The sequence below is a fragment of the Actinomyces sp. Marseille-QA0893 genome (assembly GCF_976954355.1).
The window spans coordinates 213,811-231,647 of sequence record NZ_CDRJSY010000003.1 but is presented as its reverse complement, the minus strand read 5'-3'; the positions used below and the strand labels follow the sequence as shown (position 1 = coordinate 231,647).

The window sequence follows — 17,837 nt, the reverse complement described above, 5'->3', positions numbered from 1 at the left end:
CGGGTGGCACGCAGAAAGTAAATTAAAGCTTGTATCCCTGTAAATTGTGCGATGAAAGAGATTTCGATGACACACCCTCGACTGCTCAATACGCGTGTGCGTATAGCTGGTGCGGCAAGTATTGCCACACTTTCGCTACTGTTCACGCCGCTCAGCCCCCTATACGGGAGCGTAGCGGCTGACAACAGCAGCGAAACCACTCAGGCAGCCCAAGCCTCGGATACAGGCAGCGAAAACGCCACGACTGAAGAAGCAAGCGGCGCTTCTGCTGAAGAAACCTCTGCTCCGGCAACAAATACCGAAGCCCCCGCAGAGATTTCAGCGCAGGCCGCAGGAGTAAACGCAGACGCGAACACCCCTCGCACGCGCCGCGCCCGCGCGGTCACGGACGACCAGGCGACCCTGGCCCTGAACGTCGTCAACGATGAACCGACCCTGCGCACCCACGACGATCAGATCACGACGATTAACTTCTCCTGCTCCTCGGTCACCACCCCCTGTAAAGGCGCCGAAATTGAGCTGACGCTGCCCGGCCCCATCACGCCGGCCGGCCTCAAGCTCGCAGAGCGCGGCTACACGGTCGTCCCCGTCACCGGCGACAGCGTCACCAAGACGACGAACTCGACGGAAAAGACCCCGGACGGCACCCGCGTGCAGCGCTACATCTTCAAACTGAAAGACCCGCTGCCCGCCGGCACGTCCGACCGAATCCAGGTCACCTGGCACTACGACTACTACGACGCGCCGAACAACTCCACGACGAATCAGACGGTGACCTTCCGGGCGACGAACGCCCAGACGGTTGAGCAGGCGCTCACCACCACGTGGACGGCCACCACTGACGTCGCCATCGAGAAGAGCGGCCCCACGAATCCCTCCAACTACCCCGCGGCCGGCGGCGAGACGACCTATAGGCTGCGCTACGGCTACCAGCAGATCGACCAGACCAACCCCAACAAGGTCGGCATCCGCTGGAATGGCTCCTCGAGGAAGAGCGACAGCCTCAACGGCCTCGGCTTCGTGGGCGTCCAGAACATCAAGGTCGTGGACCCGCTGCCTGCCAAGGCGGTCTTCGTTTCCGCCTCTGACGGCGGCGTCTACGATGCAGCGACCCACACCGTGACGTGGTCCTTCGACAAGTGGTTTTGGCAGAATCCCCTTGAGTCAACCGTCACCGTGAAGTACCCCGCGGGCGCGGTAACGACCGCTGACACGGTCGCCAACAAGGCGACCATTTCCGCCGAGGTCATGAACGACCCGTCGACCATCGTCACGAAGAGTTCCGAGATCACGCACGGCTTCTCCGTGCGCAAGCCGGGCGGCAGGATCGCGAAGGCCGGTAACGACTGGGCGTACCAGACGCGCGGCAGCCTCGCCCAGTGGCGCTTCGGCGGCACGAACTCCGGTAACACGGTCCTGCACTTCCGCTGGGAAGACACGCTCCCCTGCACCTGGTCCACCCAGGACGCCAAGGCTGCCGGCGACTCCTGCGACCAGCCGACCATGGTCGGTCCCTATCGTTTCACCGTCTTCAGCAAGTCCGGATACGAGGACAACGGCGGCTGGACGCTGGAGTACTGGACCAACAAGGGTAACCACGAGACCGTCACCTACACGAAGACGACCGGCCTGACCCTGCCCGAGGGGGAGTGGATCACCCGCTTCACGATCGACACGGACGCCGCCCCGCAGACGAACCCCCAGGCGTGGCTGCACGGCACAATCCCCACGAACTTCCCGAAGACCGAACCCGCAGACTTCGCGTCTCACTACAACCCTGTGTACCCGCCCGAGAGGTACTACAACTACGTAGCCTCCCCGGACTACGTGCGCTTCCAGAACTGCGCGAGCGGCACGGTGACCGACAAGGACAGTGGTAACGTCGTCGCCTCCGACGAGAACCTGTGCTCGTGGATGCGCGTGCGCGACGAGTTCCCCAGCGTCCAGGCCTACAAGTCCGTTCGCACCAACCCCGTGGTCGTTGGCAAGCCCGCCACCTTCTTCATCAACGGCACCGCCAAGACGAAGGCCGACGGTGGCGCCCCCACGCCCTTCACGATCGTGGACCTGCTGCCCGAGGGCTTTGACGTGGACGACGCCTCGGCGATCGTCCCCGAGAAGCGCTCGACGCTGAAGAACCCCGACGGCACGCCCTACGACCTGAGCAAGGTGACGGTCGAGATCGAGAAGGACTTCAACGGAACGGGTCGCACCCTGATCCGATGGAACGTGCCCGACCCGGTCGAAGGCAGCCTCTACTCGACCTTCAACGTCAACGTACTTGCGACCGCTGCCGCCGGCCAGAACACGAACGACGCCATGGCGTTCATGCCCGGCGACGGCGCGAAATCCACGAACGAGGACAAGAGCCTGCGCAACACCAACTACTGCATCGGTAGCCGCGCGGCCGACACCTTCGACGTGAACAAGAACGGCTCGACGAGCGACTACGTGTGTAACGCGGCGGCGAACTTCAACGTCGCGACCACCCCGTCGATGAACATCGCGAAGGAAGTCAAGGGCAACAAGAACGCCGACTTCGTCCCCGCCGGCGAGATCGCCGAAATCGACCCGGGTGCGGACGGCGCCTACCGTTTCACGATCTCCAACGCCGGCAACACCCCGCTGACGAAGGTCGTGGCCTACGACATCCTGCCCTACAAGGGCGACGTGGGTGTCGGTCCCGCGGCCGGCCAGGCTCGAGGCTCCTCTTGGCAGCCCCACCTGAACTCGACCAACTGGACCTTCCAGTCGGTGAAGGAGAAGCCGGGTCGCGCCCCCGAGATCACGCCGGTTCCGGCCTCGGATATCACGGTGGAATACACGACCGTTCAGAACCCATGCCGCGGCGAAGTGATGAGCGCCGGTGGTGCGATGAACTCCGGTCCTTCCGGATGCACCCCCAACGCATGGGGCGCAGCTCCCGCTGATTTGTCGACAATCACCGGTTTCCGCATTGTCATGAACCGCGACATCGAGGTGGGCGAGAAGATCCAGTTCGTGGCGACCATGACCTCCCCGGTCAACGCTAACCTGATCGCCTGGAACTCCGTGGCCATGTCCGGTGGCTCCATGCAGAACGGCAAGGTGTCCTACCTGCTGCCCAACGAGGCCCCCAAGGTCGGCATCAACGTCTCCACCGATGTTGAGCTGAAGAAGACGGTTGCTCGCGCGAAGATGAACGGTAACGAGCCGGTCCGCGACGCGAACGGCGTTATCGAGACGATCGAATCGACCGATCCGATCATGCCGGGTGACTACGTACTGTACCGGGTGAACCTGGCCAACAAGGGTCCGGCCGTCGCCTCGGGCATGAATGTTCTCGACACTCTCCCCGATGGAGTCGAGTATGTCTCGGATGAGACGCGCCTGTGCCAGGACGGTGCCACAAACCCGTGTGCGGGTCCTGTCTACACCGACGCTTCGTACGACGAGTTCAATTCCGAGTGGCGCGCCATGCCGTCGGGACATCTCAACGTGAACCTCAACGTCGGCGGCACGATGACCATGTATATGCTCGTGAAGGTTAAGCCTTCGACCGAGGGGTCGACCATTACGAACACGGCCTCCCTGGGCGAGTTCGATCAGATCGACTCCAACAAGAGCAATAACGAGGCTTCGGCTTCATTCAAGGTTGGTGGCACCATCTCCGGCACCATCTTCAATGACACCGACGCAACATGGACAAATGATCCCGGCATCGACAAGCCCTTTGAGGGAGTCACTGTGCGTCTCCTCGACGCCGATGGCAACCCGGTCAAGGATGCCTCTGGTGCCGATATCACAACAACAACGGATGCTTCCGGTAACTACAGCTTCAACCGCGTACACCTTGGCAGCTACAAGGTTGAGGTCGTTCCCGGAAACGTCACCCTGAACGGTGACACCGTCGCACTGTCCGACTACACGCAGACCCTCGCCTACGGTTCCTCGGCTAGCCGCACGGACGCCGGCAAGGGCAAGCTCACCACCCCCACGGCGATCACCCTGACCGCTGCGGCTCCCACGGCCTCGAAGATCGACTTCGGTTTCGTCAAGCCCGCATCGATCGGTGATTACGTGTGGTTCGACGCCAACAAGGACGGCATCCAGGACGCCGATGAATACGGCGTTGCCGGCGTGCGCGTGACCCTGGTCGACAGCCTCGACAGACCCGTTGTCGATGCCAACGGAAATCCCGTTGCAGCAGTGACCACCGACGCGAACGGTAAGTACACTTTCGAAAACCTTCTGCCGAACCCGGAGCGTATGCTCGCCCAGAATGGTAACGATAGCTACACCGTGCGCTTCACTCCTCCCGCTGGCTACACGGGCACGACCTCGAACGCAGGTACCGACGCGGATACTGATTCCAACGGTCCTACCCCGAAGGTCACCCTGGCTGAGGGTCAGAAGGATATGAGCATCGATTTCGGCCTGATTTCAAACGGCTACATCGGTGACACCATCTTCTGGGATGTCGACAACTCCGGTGGTTTCAACCCCACTGAGCACGACAGGCCCCTGGCTGGCGTAACCGTGACGCTGACCTTCAAGACTCCGGCGGGTGTTGAGAAGACGCTCACGACTACGACCGACGCGAATGGCAAGTACAAGTTCGAGAACCTGGCCCCCGGCGACTACAAGGTCACCGTTGATCAGGCCTCGCTGACGACTGCGTGCCCCGTGTGCACCGCACAGACCCACGCTCCTTCAGGGAATCTGACCGCCTCCGAGAACCAGACGCTCTCCTTGAGCTCGAAGGTCACTCTGAGCCCCGGCAAGATGAGCAATGATTCTCAGGACTGGGCTTTCACCGGTCCCGCGAACACCGCGATCGTCAAGACCATCACGGATCCGGCAGCCGAGCCCGCGGGTGGCTTCACCCCCGGCACGACCGTCACCTACACGATCACCTTGACGAACGAGGGCCCCAACCCTGCAACCGGTGTCATCGCGCAGGATAAGCTCCCGGCGGGCGTGACTTTCGTGAGCTCTACCGGCGACGGTAGCTACGATGCAGCCACCGGCAAGTGGGACCTGAGCGATGAGGTCATCGAGAAGGACGCAACCCGCACGCGCACCATCGTCGTGCGAGTAACTCCCGAGGCCGCAGGTTCGATCGTCACCAACACGGCGACCATCCAACACCAGGATCAGTTCGGCGATAAGACCGCGGACAACACCTCCTCGGTGCCCTTGACCGCCGGTTACACGATCGCTGGCAAGCTCTACAACGATGCCAACGCATCCTTCAGCTCCGATAACGGCGAAAACCCCTACTCGGGCGTTACCGTTGCGCTCCTCAAGAAGGACGGCACTCCCGTCCTCGACAAGGATGGCAACCCGGTAACCACCGTGACCGATGCTGACGGCAAGTACTCCTTCACGGGCCTGCCCCTGGGCGAGTACAAGGTCGACGTTGTCAACCCGACCTCCGGTCCTCTTGCAGGCACCAAGCCTCTCGAGGCCTACACGGGTCGCTACAAGACCAGCGCTGAGGTGACGATCAAGGCTGAAACCGGTTCCGTCATCGACGTGAATTTCGGCTTCGTCAAGCCCGCATCCCTGGGTGACTACACCTGGATGGACGTCAACCGCGATGGCATTCAGGATGCCGACGAACCGGCTCTGCCCGGCGTGACGGTTACCCTGACCTACGCGGACGGCTCCGCCGTGACCGATGCTTCTGGCAACGCGGTGACAGCGAAGACGAGCGACGCGAATGGCAAGTACAAGTTCGAGAACCTGCTGCCCGGCGACTACAAGGTGTCCTTCCAGGCACCTGCAGGCTACGAGGCAACAACCTCGGATGCCGGAAGCGACCGCGCTCTCGATTCCAACGGAGCTACGGCCTCGGTCACCCTGGCTCAGGATCAGACGGATGAAACGATTGACTTCGGTGCCGTGGGTACCGGTGTCATTGGTGATCAACTGTTCCTCGATGTCAACCAGAACGGTGGCAATGCCCCCGACGCTGGCGACAAGGTACTGCCCGGCGTGAAGGTCACTTTGACCTGGACCGGCCCGGGTGGAATCACTCGCACCTACGAGACCACGACCGATGCGGATGGCAAGTACAAGTTCGAGAACCTGCTGCCCGGCGACTACAAGGTGAGTATCGATCCTGAGACTCTCCAGACCGCCGAACCGCTGCTCGACGTTCTCACCCACTCCCCCGCTGGAGATGTTGAGAACAAGACCGTGGTCAGTGATGCAACCAAGGCTGATTCCACCGCCTTCGCAACGGCCATGAAGCTCACGGCTAACCTGACTCTGACGGGCGAGAAGAACCAGAACCTTGATCAGGACTGGGGCTTCGGAATCTCGGCTGACACCGCCATCAAGAAGGCGATCACCGATCCGGACGAGGTCGATCAGGAAACCTTCGAGTTCACCCCCGGTAAGAAGGTCACCTACACCCTGACCCTGTCCAACAATGGTCCGGGTGTGGCAACCGGTGTCACCGTCTCCGACAAGCTCCCGGCGGGCGTTAAGTTCGTCAAGGCTGAAGGCGACGGCACCTACGATGCGACCGCCGGCGTGTGGAACCTCTCCGGAGAGACCATCGCCAAGGGTGATGATCAATCCATCGAAATCACCGTCGAGATCACCGGTGAAGGTGCGGGCGCGCTCGTCACGAACGTCGCGCGTATCTCCCACCAGGATCAGGCGGGCGACAACCCGACGAACAACGAGTCCTCGGCGTCCTTCAAGGGCGGCTACAACCTCGGTGGCACGATCTACCGTGACTCCGATGCAAGCTTCTCCAAGAGCTCGACCGAAGAGCGTTTCGCCGGCGTGACTGTCGCCCTGCTCGATGGCGATGGCAACCCCGTCCTCGATCACAATGGCAACCCCATGACAACCGTGACCGATGCCGATGGCAACTACCAGTTTGTTGGCCTCGGAGTGGGCACCTACCGTGTCTCGATCGTTGATCCGAACACGGGCGTCTTGGCTGGTCTGACCAACACCCAGGCCTACACCGGACGCGGCGCTACCCAGGCACCGGTGACCATCACCGATTCCTCGGTCCAGGGCGTTGACTTTGGCTTCGTCAAGCCGGCAACGATCGGCGACCGCGTGTGGAACGATCAGGATCACAACGGCGTTGACAATGGTGAGCCCGGAGTTCCCGGCGTGACCGTGATCCTCAAGGATGCTTCCGGCACCGAGGTCGCGCGCACGACGACCGACTCCGATGGTCGCTACCGCTTCGAGGGAGTCCTCCCCGGCACCTACACCGTGTCGATCGAGGTTCCTTCCGGTTACGAGGCCGCGTCGACCTCCACTTCCGTCACCCTCACCGAGGGCGAGGTCAACTTGGATATTGACTTCCCGGTCACCTTGATCCCGACGCCTTCGCAGCCTGCGAAGTCGCTCTTGGCAAAGACCGGTGCGGATGCACAGTGGATCGCGATCCTGACGGCCATGTTGCTGACCGCTGGTGTGGGTGCCCTTGGCACCGCTCGCAAGCGTCGCAACTGATCGCATGACGCGAGTGCGGTTCTAACCGCAAAGCTCGGGCCGGGCCTCGACGAAAGTCGGGGCCCGGCCCTTTTGTGTGTTTTATCGTTATGTCTCCAGGGGCGTGCTTTTGCGAGTTCGCTTTGTGCTGCCCAACCTGCGGTCTTAACGGTGCGCGCACCGCGGCTTAGATCGCGCAGTCATGCTTTAGCTCTCCCCTTCCCCCGTTAGCTCTCTCATTCCTGGTTTAGCTCGCTCACCTGCCGCCTTAGAACAGCAATAGACCCGGAATGAATGAGCTAAACCGGCTCTTCAGAGTTGAGTGTGGGTGGAGGCGTCTAAGCCTCCTGCGATGAGGAGCATTCGGAGTTTGTAGTTGGTGGGGTTAGGGAACGCAGCTACCGAGTTCGAGGATAATACGACACGGAGTGACGCAATATTTCGTGATCCGCTTGCATCTGAAGCTCCGGATTCAGACGTGATAACCGCCTGCTGCAAAGCGCTAGCTAGCTTCATCTTTAGCCGCTAACTACTGCACCTTTGTTGTGGCGACTTTAATCTTTATTAAGGTCGCCAATCTTTGTTAAGGTCGCCACAACAGTCACGACAAAAGGAACTACAGTTACAAAAATGGCCGAAAAAGTGAAATACTGGTTCTCCCAAAAGGCGAAGTACGCTAATCGGCTGATTGGAATACATAAAAACAGCATCACGCCAGCTACAATCAAGGCAGGAAGGTTCCGCCTTGATAAGTCTTCTTGTCTGATGCTCATTGCTGCCAGTACCGGGGCTAGGATGAAATACATAAGTACAGGAAACCCGAACTGAATCATGCTTCCTATCGATCTAACAGGGAAATGTAGCAGCCGCATCGGAATCGTTGACACCAGTATAAGAATTATATAAACCAGGCTGGGCCTTAAAGCGATAGGCACCCTTCCGAGGGTTGCTTTGATGCCAATGATGCTGCGTTTAATTAATAAAATCACGTTTTTCTTCCTTCACCTGGCTCCCTTGTCTTTCATTACGAAAGTTTATTGCTTACGGTAGTAGATTTCCGGCTTTTCAGAGTTGGGTGTGGGTGGAGGCGTCTAGGCCTCCTGCGATGAGGAGCATTCGGAGTTTGTAGTTGGTGGGGTTGCGGTAGCCTCTGGCGGTGCGTCTGCCTAGTTCGATAATGTCCGTTGATGGCTTCGGTGGGGCCGTTGCTGGCTCCGCCTGTGTCGAGGTAGGCCAAGAAGGCATCCTTCCACTTGCGTGGGGTCCGGCCTAGGCGAGCGAATTCGGGGATGGGCCACGTTGGTAGGTGTTCAATGAGGTGTGTGGCCAGGCGTCGGCCTTGGGCGGGTGTGGCTTGGTGGAAGACCTCGCGTACTTGCTGGGCGCAGTGGTAGGCGACTTCGACACTGATATGCGCCTCATCTGCCACGAGGGCCTCACGGAGGCGTTCCTTTTGACGTGGGGTGAGTCTGCGGCGCGAGGTGCGCAAAAGAAGCCGGATTTGATAGAGGGGATCACCCTTGCGCCCGCGGTGACCCAGGGTGTCTTGCTGGACGTGGCGGCGTCGGTCCTGGTGGTGCCACACGTGCTCATCGACTCCCAGTACCTGAACCCCTGTGAAACGGGTGGGGTCATCAGATGCGGCTTGCAGACACGGCTTGATATGGGACCACACGGTGTTCCACCTAGTTGCCAGTTGTCGAGCCAATCCTGCAATGGTGGCTCCCTCGAAACGTAACTGACGGATCGCCCAGCAAATCGCCCGCATCCCCAGACGCGCCCGGGGTGCGCACACCCGCTCGTCATGTTCTAGGAATGTCACCGTCTGGCAGGTCTTTTCCAGGCACCGCCAGCGTCGTTTGTGCCACCGGATCCTTGCCGGAATCCCGGCCCAGGGCGCGTCAATCACCTCTACCACCACACGCCCGTAACCTTGCGCGATCACCCCACAACTCGGGCAGCCAACCAGCTGGTTGCATGACTCAATATCGAGCACCAGAGCCTGTGGGGTGCGAGCCACACTCAACTCTGAAGAGCCGCTAAACCAGGAGGGAGGGAGGGAGGGAACGAGGCCGCACCGGGCAACGCGCGCCGACAACCCCGTGCCCTGGGGACCGTACAGGTACGACTGTGCCCCTGGGTGCGGACAGCACCCAGGGGCACACGGCCTTAGCCAAGAAGCGGCGGCATGAGCCGCTGCCTGAAGAAGACCTCAGTCAAGCTGGTCGAAAGAGCGCATCCACGCGGAGTGGATCGGATTGGCATCCGCGACCATGGCTTCGAAACGGTTATCGGCAATCTCGATGACCTCGTTGAGGGTCACACGCATCTCGCGCAAGTCCGAGCTCTCAACGCGACGCCAGCCATCAGCCAAGAGCTGATCCGCCGAATCGATGCGTGAAATACACACGATCATCGGACGATTGAAGCGTTCACGGTAGGCCTTACCCAAGACGCGAAGCTCTTCTTGCTTCACAGGGTCAAAGTCACCCAGCAAGGTGGAACCGGTGTCCACCAAAGCCTGCTCATCGGCCTCGTCGGACAAGAGGAGGTCAACGATATCGGTGTAGGCGGCAATCAGTGATTCCTGTTCCTCGGGGCTTGCCTGAGCAACAGCATCTTGGAAGGCGTAACGCAACTCTGACACGCTTGCAAAAGGCGCGCGGGCCCATGCTCGCTCCAGAGGCCAGGTCACACCCGAGAACATTGGCTCAAACACGCGAACAAACTTCTCTTCACCCAGGCTATTGACTGCGTCCAGGTCCAGCGGACGACCGTCGAGCATCGACACCGCGGGAGCGGGCTTGCGGCCAATGTGGAAGAAGATGATGTTGAGGATGATCGCGCAGATCGAACCGATGGTCACGCCGGATCCGAACAGAATCTGCGCCCACGAAGGCACATATCCTGCAAGGTCCGGCTTCAAGGTCACCAGCAGGCCCAGACCGATCGAGGTCGACACGATCACCGAATTGCGGTTATCACGCATATCAACCGTGGACAGAGTCTGGATACCAACAACCGCAACGGCAGCGAACATCGCCAAGGAAGCGCCACCAATCACTGGCTTGGGAATCGACGCAACGACGGCACCAGCCTTGGGAAGAACGCCCAGGATGATCATGATGACACCGGCCGCGGTGACGACCCAACGGGACTTCACGCGAGTCAGACGCACCAGACCAACGTTTTGAGCGAAGCAGGTGTAGGGGAAGGAATTGAGGACGCCGCCCAGAGCGGTGGAGAGGCCATCGGCACGCAGGGCGTTAGCGATATGGGCGGGGGTAATGCGCTTTCCAACAACCTCACCCGTGGCGAAAACATCGCCCGTGGTTTCGACTGCCGTAATCGCCATGACGATCAGCATTGAGATGATCGCAGCGACAGAGAACTTCGGAATTCCAAAGAAGAAGGGGGTGGTGACACCCACCGGTGCCGCCTCCCCCACAGCCGAGAAGTTTGCGTCTCCAAGGAGCCACGCAACAAGGGTTCCTCCGACCAAGCCCAGAAGGACCGCGATAGTCGCCATGAAGCCGGAGAAAATACGCTGAATAATGACGATGACTGCAAGGGTTCCCAGTGCGTATGCGAGGCCTCGCAAGGTTCCCGGAATGGGGTCCGCGCCAACCTTTGCCGCTGCACTTCCCCAGGCGACAATGTCATTTGCCGCGACCGAGAGAAGGGTTGTACCCATGACGGTCAGCAAAGTACCGGTGACGACTGGCGGGAAGAAACGCAGCAGTTTCGCGAAGAAAGGCGCAGCAAGGAAAGTTGCAATACCGGCAACAATGATGGAGCCATACATTGTCGCAAGGCCTTCAACTCCGCCTCCTGCCGCCAGACCGACAGCAATCAGGGGCGAGACCGCAGTGAAAGTTACTCCTTGAAGGAGCGGCAGGCGGACGCCGATCTTGGGTCCAAGTCCCGCAGATTGAATGATCGAGGCGATACCACAGGTGAAGAGGTCCGCGTTGATCAGGTGAACAGTGGTTGCCGAATCGAGTCCCAGTCCGGTGGCAATAACCAGCGGAACGACAACTGCCCCGGCATAAAACGCCAGGACATGCTGAAAACCAAGGATTGTGAGCTTGGGGAATGAAGGGACCGCATTGACAGGGTCGATGTGGATGGTGGACATTTTTGGCTGGCTATTTGCCATGGCTGTGCTCCTGCACGTCACTCAAAAATGGACCTCTTCATTTTTACTCATTTTGACGAGCAAATGAAAGTTCCCTCCATTCGCGTTGCTATTTCTTTAGTTGACGAGGCTGCACCTCCTTCCGTGATATCGCGCGGTAATTCCGCGGCATGGTCAAGCAGAAAACCGATGGATGTGATTGATGACGCATTTATGAGTTTGCTTGTCAGAGCAGCTTGTGCCTAAACTATTTCACGGCCAATCAATCGGCTTTGCGCTCGTAGCTCAATGGATAGAGCATCTGACTACGGATCAGAAGGTTGGGGGTTCGAGTCCCTTCGAGCGCGCAAGCGGCCCCGCTCGGTGCGTCCCACCGGTCGGGGCTTTGCTTTACCCACTTTCGGGCGCGATGATGCGCTTTAAACCAGAATCATAGGACGCAACGCGTTGCTGGCGAGGTGACTTTTCGGGTTATAGGACACTACGTGTTGCTGGAGTGTTGACTTTTCGGCCTGATGGTATGGGAAAGCAGGGAGAAACCAGGGTCCCCACCGAGTTCCCTTACTGGCACCGTTCCAAAACCGATGTCATTGCTTTCTTCTCTGCCCGGGTCACCCCCAATCCCCATGAAGCTTTCACTGCAATCTGCCTCTGGACGTAGGCGCATTGGTATGCACTGTTGGACGGCAACCACTGATCAGCGCTGCTTGCGCCTTTGTCTTGATTCGCGGCCCCATCAACAGCCAGCAGGTTGAAAGGATCGTTGGCGAAGTCTTGACGCCGCGCCGCATCCCACTGCCATGCCCCGCTCTTCCAGGCGTTCGCAAGGGCAACAACGTGATCAATCTGGACGGCCTCGGAGGAATCCTCGCCTCGTTGGAATTCGATCTGGCGCCCGGTATAGGGATCGTTTAAAACCCCCGACACAACAACGCACTGCGGTGAGCTTCGCTTCATCTGAAGATCACGCAGGTCCCGCTTCAATACGTCGTTTCTGGTGTCGCAACCATTGCGGTCCACGTCAGCCCAGCGCTGACCGAATTGATCCCGAGAATACTGTGGGACCGATTCTGAGCCTTTCTCAATGACGCGCAGTTCTTCAAGCGCGCGGCGACTATCATCAGCGCTACCCAAGGTCACATCCGCCGGCCCCGTTGCATGTGTGGGCCCCGAGGCGCGCCACCAGAATCCCACCAACAGCGCGAGAGCCGCAAGGAAGACACTGAACACAATGACCAGATGCCCTCTGTGGATTCTTTTCATCTTCCTCACCTCCCGGCTTTCCTGAGAACTACCGACACCCTAAGGGACCAATATCCATGCCTCCCTCACACTATGCCGCAGGAAGTCATCATTAACCACGACAGCATCCGAATCTGTGGAAAACGCCGAAAGGCCCTACACCCTGTGGATAAAAAGAAACCCGCCTCCCCGGAAGGAGACGGGCTTCCCAGTACAGTTACGCAGCTTTCCGCTCACGCAGCTTCTCACCCACGAAGTAGATACACACCAAAAGCAGCGTCAGCGAACCCATCGCAAGCAGCTGCGCACGTCCCGAAGCGTTAAAGAGCATCAGGACAATGAGCGCGAAGAGGCCAAGCAGCGACAGCCTCGGAACCCAGGGCCATCCCGGAACGCGCAGCGACAAAGCTCCCTGCGCTTCCAAAGACGGGTGCAGGCGGATCTGCGCAATGACGATCATGATCCACACGATGAGCAAGACCATTCCAACCGCATTGAGCAGAATCTGCAAAATCACGGCAGGCAAGAGCCAGTTGAGTGCGACCGAGATCAGGGACAACACAACCGAGACCGCAACCGCGTTCCGGGGAGTGCGACCATGCTCAATATCGCCGTGTAGAGCAGCAACTTCAATGGCACCTTCGTCAGTGTGCGTGGCTTCTTCCACCTTCGAGCCCAGAAGCCAACGCGGACCCATGCCACGAGAAGCAAGGGAGTAGGCGATACGGGAAGAAGCGTAGATATTTGCCGAGAAGGCACTGACCAGCGCAGTGAAGATGATGATATCCATGATGACGCCGACCCCCGGGAAGTGCGCCATTTCGAGGACGGCCGCGAAGGGGCGCTTGCTCATTTCCACGGAGTTCCACGGAAGCAGGCAGATCAGGAGGGTCACTGAACCAACGTAGAAGACCAGAATGCGCCAAATGACGGAACGGATTGCCTTCGACATCGCGCGCCGTGCGTCATCGGCCTCGGCAGCGGCAATGGTGACGATTTCGAGGCCGCCAAAGGAGGTGATGATCGCAAGGAGCCCGACGGCGATTCCGGAAATGCCCGCAGGCGCAAAGCCCCCGTTCCCAACGAAGGCCTCGTGCAAACCCTGCGTACGCCCCGGAATGAAACCGATGAGCATAAACAGACCGATAGCCAAGAAGGCAATAATCGCCAGGACCTTCAAGGCCGCAAGACCCGCCTCGACAGCACCGAAGTGTCCGGCAGCCAGCAGGTTAATCCCGCCCAGGACAATGACAATCACCAAGGTCACGACCCACTGAGCAACGCCCGGGAACCAGTGAGTGAAAATCTGCGCAGCGCCGGTCATTTCCAATCCCAGCACCATGATGAGCATGACCCAGTAGAGCCAGCCGGAAGTGAAACCAGCCCAGCGTCCAATCCCAGCTTCCGCGTAGGTTGAGAACGAACCAGAGGAAGGGATCGCTGCAGCGAGCTCGGCGAGGGAATACATCACGGCAACAACGATCAGCGCAGCAAGGATATAGGAGATCAGCACTGCGGGACCGGCCTCGGCAACGGCAACGCCAGTGCCCACAAAGAACCCGGCGCCGATCGCGCTACCCAGCGCCATCATCTGCAGGTGGAAGGACTTAAACTTCTTCGAGCCGGACTTGTTTCCGCCAAGAACCGGCGCTTGGCCCTGTGCAGTTGTGGCTGCTGCCTGTGTATTTGTTATCGATGTACGTGCCTCATTGCTCATTGATCCGAACGTTCCTCAATAATTTTCTGTGCATCTTCATGATCGACGGAACGCAAGCGTAACAATGCACGAAGCTGCGTTGCCGTCATTGTCAGTGTCCAGTCATTATGCGACGGAAGCTGCCATTTTCTCCAATGTGCAAGAACCGTGAAACTTGATCCCACGATTGTCGCAATCAACATGCCGATCTGTTCCAGACCCGACTGCCCGAAAGCGGCCATGATCGCGGCAGAGACGAAGGCCGGTGTTGCATAGAGATTGTTCCCGCCAAAGACCTGCGGAACCATTCCAGCCGAGATATCGCGGATCATTCCGCCGCCCACAGCAGTCATGATTCCCAGCAAAATTGCCGGTCCGACACCGAGCCCAGCATTGATCGTCTTCAGTGCACCCGTAGCTGCCCAGCACCCCAAAACCGTGCCATCAGCCAGGACCAGGGCGATCCGCCAAAAACGCGAGTCCAGGCGCCAGAGCATGGCGACAAGCGCACCGACAAGCGCGGTTCCCAAGTAGAAGGGATCGGTCAGGGCAACGGGCGGGCCTTGATCGAGCATGATGTCACGGAGCATGCCTCCCGCGAGCGCGCACATGATTGCAAGAACCATGAAGCCCACGGCATCAAAGCGCTTGATACGCGCAATGCGTCCGCCGAGAATCCCATTGAGCAGCACGCCAAGGAGGTCGATGACGCGGAAGAGATCCGGCAGGGTCTGATTGAGGGTATCGAGCACGGTCCCTATTGTCATCCACTTCTCAACAGATTCCAAGGAGCGACGGGGACGATCTCAGAACCCAAGATTGAGTGCCGAGGCCGAACTCAGTGTCCCGGACATGCTCAGTTCCGCTCACCCCAAGTCAAGCCCCTCAGGCCACGCTCGTCTCAAAAAGCAATCCAAGGGCGAAAGTCGCACCAGCCGCGCCAAAACCGATGAGAAGTTGGCGCAGTGCTCGAGGAGCGGGCGGCCGCCCCGAAAGAACCCCGACGATTCCACCGGTGAACATGAGCGCAAAGCCGACAAGCCCAACCGCAACCCCTGCTGCGAGCATTCCGTTCAGGCCGAGAATGTACGGGATGAGCGGCAAGAGAGCGCCGGTCGCGAAACAAATAAACGACGAGGCCGCAGCCCGAATGGGGGTTCCGACTTCTTCGCTTGCTCCCGCGCCCTCCTCATTTTGCGAGGCGAAAATCGGGCGACGGATAGCACGAACGTCCCCGGCCTCTTCACCCACGCGCCCCTCGGCCTCGGCAAGCTGACGGAAAACCTCAGCGGCATGCGCATCAGCGTGCTCCGCATCCTCACCACGCGCGCGGAACAAAAGAGCCAGCTCGTTCGCGTCGACGTCAAGGGAAGGAAGGGAACGGTCGGCCTCGGGATCGGGAATGGAGGCGTCAAGGAGTTCACGCTGCGAGCGCACGCTCACCCACTCGCCGGCTGCCATCGAGAGCGCGCCTGCAAGAAGTCCCGCAATACCGGTTGTCAAAATATTCGAGGTACTCATACCCGCGCCGACAACGCCCAAAATCAAGGCAAGGTTGGAGACCAGACCGTCGTTGATGCCAAAGACTGCCGCGCGGAAGGTTCCCGCCAGAGTTTGGCGCGAACGCTCAGCCAGCGAGCGCACAACTTCACCGTGAATTCGTTCATCGGCTGCCATTTGTGCGGGAGCATCATCGTCGTCCTCATAGGAGGATCGCTGTTCGGTGCGCTGGGCCATGGCCAGGACGAAAATCGTTCCAAACATGTAGGCGAGCATTGCCGAAATGCGAGTACGCAGCGGCGGGTGAGGCGCGGGAAGCGCGTGTTCGCCGAGCAAAGAGAGCCAGTATTCTTCGTGGCGTCCTTCTGCCTCGGCGAGGCCCAAAAGCACTTGGCGTTCCTCGCCGGTTCGCTGTTCCGCGAGCGCGCGATAGGTGCGTGCTTCCATGCGTTCTTCGGCCAGATAGCGCCTCCAGCGACGGATTTGTGCGCGCGTGGGCTCAGTTGCTGTGTTGAGGGATTGAGTCATTGTTCGACAGTGTGTTTTTGCTCAGTCCGCGTAGGTCGGCAGGTCTTCGTCATCTTCCGAAGCCTGGGCCGGCATCCGGAAGAGGCGTTCCTTGACGGCATCGGCGACCTTATCGGTAACCTTCTCTCCCTGGGTGCGCACGAGGGAGGAGACCTTTTCACCGGCTGCGTCTAGCGGACGCGCAACCACGGGAAAACGACGCACTTTCGCGGCGAAATGGCAGATTCTTTCGTATTGTTCGCGGCCTGCTCGAGTTCCTAGGACGTAGCCGATACCGAAACCGACGGCGATTCCCATTTTCGTTCCCACGAGACGCCTTTCTTTCAACGCAGGCGCTGAGATGCGCCGTCGTGCGATGTGAGTCTGGAATAGAAACCAGCCTAGTGGGTGGCGAAAGCTATTCGCTACTTGTTTACCTTTTCGCACGTTGTGAGATGGGGTATTTCGCATCCGAGAAGAAACCGATACGGTGGAGTCATGAGCGAAGTACGTATGAACACTCCCCGCGGGATCACTCTGTCGGGAACTTTCGTTCAACCTGTAGATTCTCGGGACGCCGTTGTCCTGTTTTCTCACTCTTTCCTTGCTGACCGTCATTCCGGTGGGCACTTTGACGATCTCGCGCGCGCCTATCGCAAGGCGGGATACGCGACTTTGCAATTCGATTATTCGGGGCACGGTCTTTCTGATGATGAGGTGATTTCTCGCGAGTCCCAGATCGAAGACCTCCAGGCCGCGTCGGGCTGGCTTGCGGATCAGGGCTTCACTAACCAGCTCATTCACGGCCACTCTTTCGGCTCGGTGACCGCACTTGCGGCGCGCCTGAGCCACGCGACCGCGCTCTTCTTGTCGGCGCCTGTCTTGGGTCCACTTTCCTACGATTGGAGCGCGATTTTCTCCAGCAATCAGCTGGACGAATTGGAGCACACGGGTCGCACGTGGATCCCCGATGACTCTGAGGGTCCCCGCGAGTCCTTCGTCATTTCCAAGCAAACACTTGCGGACCTGTCGATGGTTGACCCGGGCATCATCGATCCTTCGGGAGCCCCCGTCCTGATCCTCCACGACGCCGACGATATCGAGTTGGACCTCGTGGACCTTACTCGTGATGCCTTCCCTCGCCTTCCCGATGGCTCGCGCGTGGAGTTGATCCACGAAACCTCCTTTGGCGCGGGCGAGCATCCCGAAATTCTTCGCGAGGCCGCGCTGGAGTGGGCGCAGCTGTGGGCTGAGCCCAGCGGAGAATTTCGCCAGTAACGCACACACCCAGCTGGCCTAGTCGTT

At 59.5% G+C, this 17,837-nt stretch carries 10 protein-coding genes and 1 tRNA gene; 3 read left to right on the top strand and 8 right to left on the bottom strand.

The genetic code is table 11. The features are described 5' to 3' along the window. Positions 1–66: 66 nt before the first annotated feature. The gene (locus ACWNMW_RS05385; RefSeq protein ID WP_449490286.1) at positions 67–7,470 is read left to right on the top strand and encodes an SdrD B-like domain-containing protein; all 7,404 of its coding nucleotides are present in this window, start codon (positions 67–69) and stop codon (positions 7,468–7,470) included. A gap of 533 nt (positions 7,471–8,003) precedes the next feature. Here ACWNMW_RS05385 and ACWNMW_RS05380 read toward each other — a convergent pair. From ACWNMW_RS05380 to ACWNMW_RS05370, 3 genes are all read right to left on the bottom strand, one after another. Beyond that, positions 8,004–8,438, bottom strand: a complete 435-nt coding sequence (locus ACWNMW_RS05380; protein WP_449490285.1) for a hypothetical protein — start codon at positions 8,436–8,438, stop codon at positions 8,004–8,006. 35 nt (positions 8,439–8,473) lie between these two features. Next, the gene (locus ACWNMW_RS05375; protein ID WP_449490310.1) at positions 8,474–9,217 is read right to left on the bottom strand and encodes an ISL3 family transposase; all 744 of its coding nucleotides are present in this window, start codon (positions 9,215–9,217) and stop codon (positions 8,474–8,476) included. A 444-nt stretch (positions 9,218–9,661) separates the two neighbouring features. Further along, entirely contained in the window at positions 9,662–11,608 is a 1,947-nt protein-coding gene (locus ACWNMW_RS05370) for a solute carrier family 23 protein (protein WP_449490284.1), read from the bottom strand. Positions 11,609–11,861: 253 nt separating this feature from the next. Between ACWNMW_RS05370 and ACWNMW_RS05365 the strand changes: the two genes are divergently transcribed. Next, positions 11,862–11,934, top strand: a tRNA-Arg gene (locus ACWNMW_RS05365). 214 nt (positions 11,935–12,148) lie between these two features. On the opposite strand, the gene ACWNMW_RS05360 is transcribed toward ACWNMW_RS05365, so the two are convergent. The 5 genes from ACWNMW_RS05360 to ACWNMW_RS05340 form a co-directional block, all read right to left on the bottom strand. Continuing rightward, positions 12,149–12,850 (bottom strand): HNH endonuclease family protein, encoded by a 702-nt coding sequence (locus ACWNMW_RS05360; protein ID WP_449490283.1) that lies wholly within the window; start codon positions 12,848–12,850, stop codon positions 12,149–12,151. A 196-nt stretch (positions 12,851–13,046) separates the two neighbouring features. Next, complete coding sequence (locus ACWNMW_RS05355; protein WP_449490309.1) at positions 13,047–14,420, bottom strand: amino acid permease; 1,374 nt, start codon at positions 14,418–14,420, stop codon at positions 13,047–13,049. Between the two features lie 122 nt (positions 14,421–14,542). Next, complete coding sequence (locus ACWNMW_RS05350; RefSeq protein ID WP_052040796.1) at positions 14,543–15,292, bottom strand: trimeric intracellular cation channel family protein; 750 nt, start codon at positions 15,290–15,292, stop codon at positions 14,543–14,545. 118 nt (positions 15,293–15,410) lie between these two features. Next, positions 15,411–16,553 (bottom strand): VIT1/CCC1 transporter family protein, encoded by a 1,143-nt coding sequence (locus tag ACWNMW_RS05345; RefSeq protein ID WP_449490282.1) that lies wholly within the window; start codon positions 16,551–16,553, stop codon positions 15,411–15,413. 21 nt (positions 16,554–16,574) lie between these two features. After that, positions 16,575–16,862 (bottom strand): hypothetical protein, encoded by a 288-nt coding sequence (locus tag ACWNMW_RS05340; protein WP_034500833.1) that lies wholly within the window; start codon positions 16,860–16,862, stop codon positions 16,575–16,577. A 168-nt stretch (positions 16,863–17,030) separates the two neighbouring features. Here ACWNMW_RS05340 and ACWNMW_RS05335 point away from each other — a divergent pair, with 168 nt between their 5' ends. After that, positions 17,031–17,810, top strand: coding sequence for an alpha/beta hydrolase (locus ACWNMW_RS05335; RefSeq protein WP_034500834.1), 780 nt, complete (start codon positions 17,031–17,033; stop codon positions 17,808–17,810). Positions 17,811–17,837 lie beyond the last annotated feature (27 nt).

Coding starts and splice junctions, on each gene's coding strand:
- ACWNMW_RS05385 (WP_449490286.1), top strand. CDS start 67: ATGACACACCCTCGACTGCTCAATACGCGTGTGCGTATAGCTGGTGCG.
- ACWNMW_RS05375 (WP_449490310.1), bottom strand. CDS start 9,217: ATGCGGGCGATTTGCTGGGCGATCCGTCAGTTACGTTTCGAGGGAGCC.
- ACWNMW_RS05370 (WP_449490284.1), bottom strand. CDS start 11,608: ATGGCAAATAGCCAGCCAAAAATGTCCACCATCCACATCGACCCTGTC.
- ACWNMW_RS05360 (WP_449490283.1), bottom strand. CDS start 12,850: ATGAAAAGAATCCACAGAGGGCATCTGGTCATTGTGTTCAGTGTCTTC.
- ACWNMW_RS05355 (WP_449490309.1), bottom strand. CDS start 14,420: ATGATGGCGCTGGGTAGCGCGATCGGCGCCGGGTTCTTTGTGGGCACT.
- ACWNMW_RS05350 (WP_052040796.1), bottom strand. CDS start 15,292: ATGACAATAGGGACCGTGCTCGATACCCTCAATCAGACCCTGCCGGAT.
- ACWNMW_RS05345 (WP_449490282.1), bottom strand. CDS start 16,553: ATGACTCAATCCCTCAACACAGCAACTGAGCCCACGCGCGCACAAATC.
- ACWNMW_RS05335 (WP_034500834.1), top strand. CDS start 17,031: ATGAGCGAAGTACGTATGAACACTCCCCGCGGGATCACTCTGTCGGGA.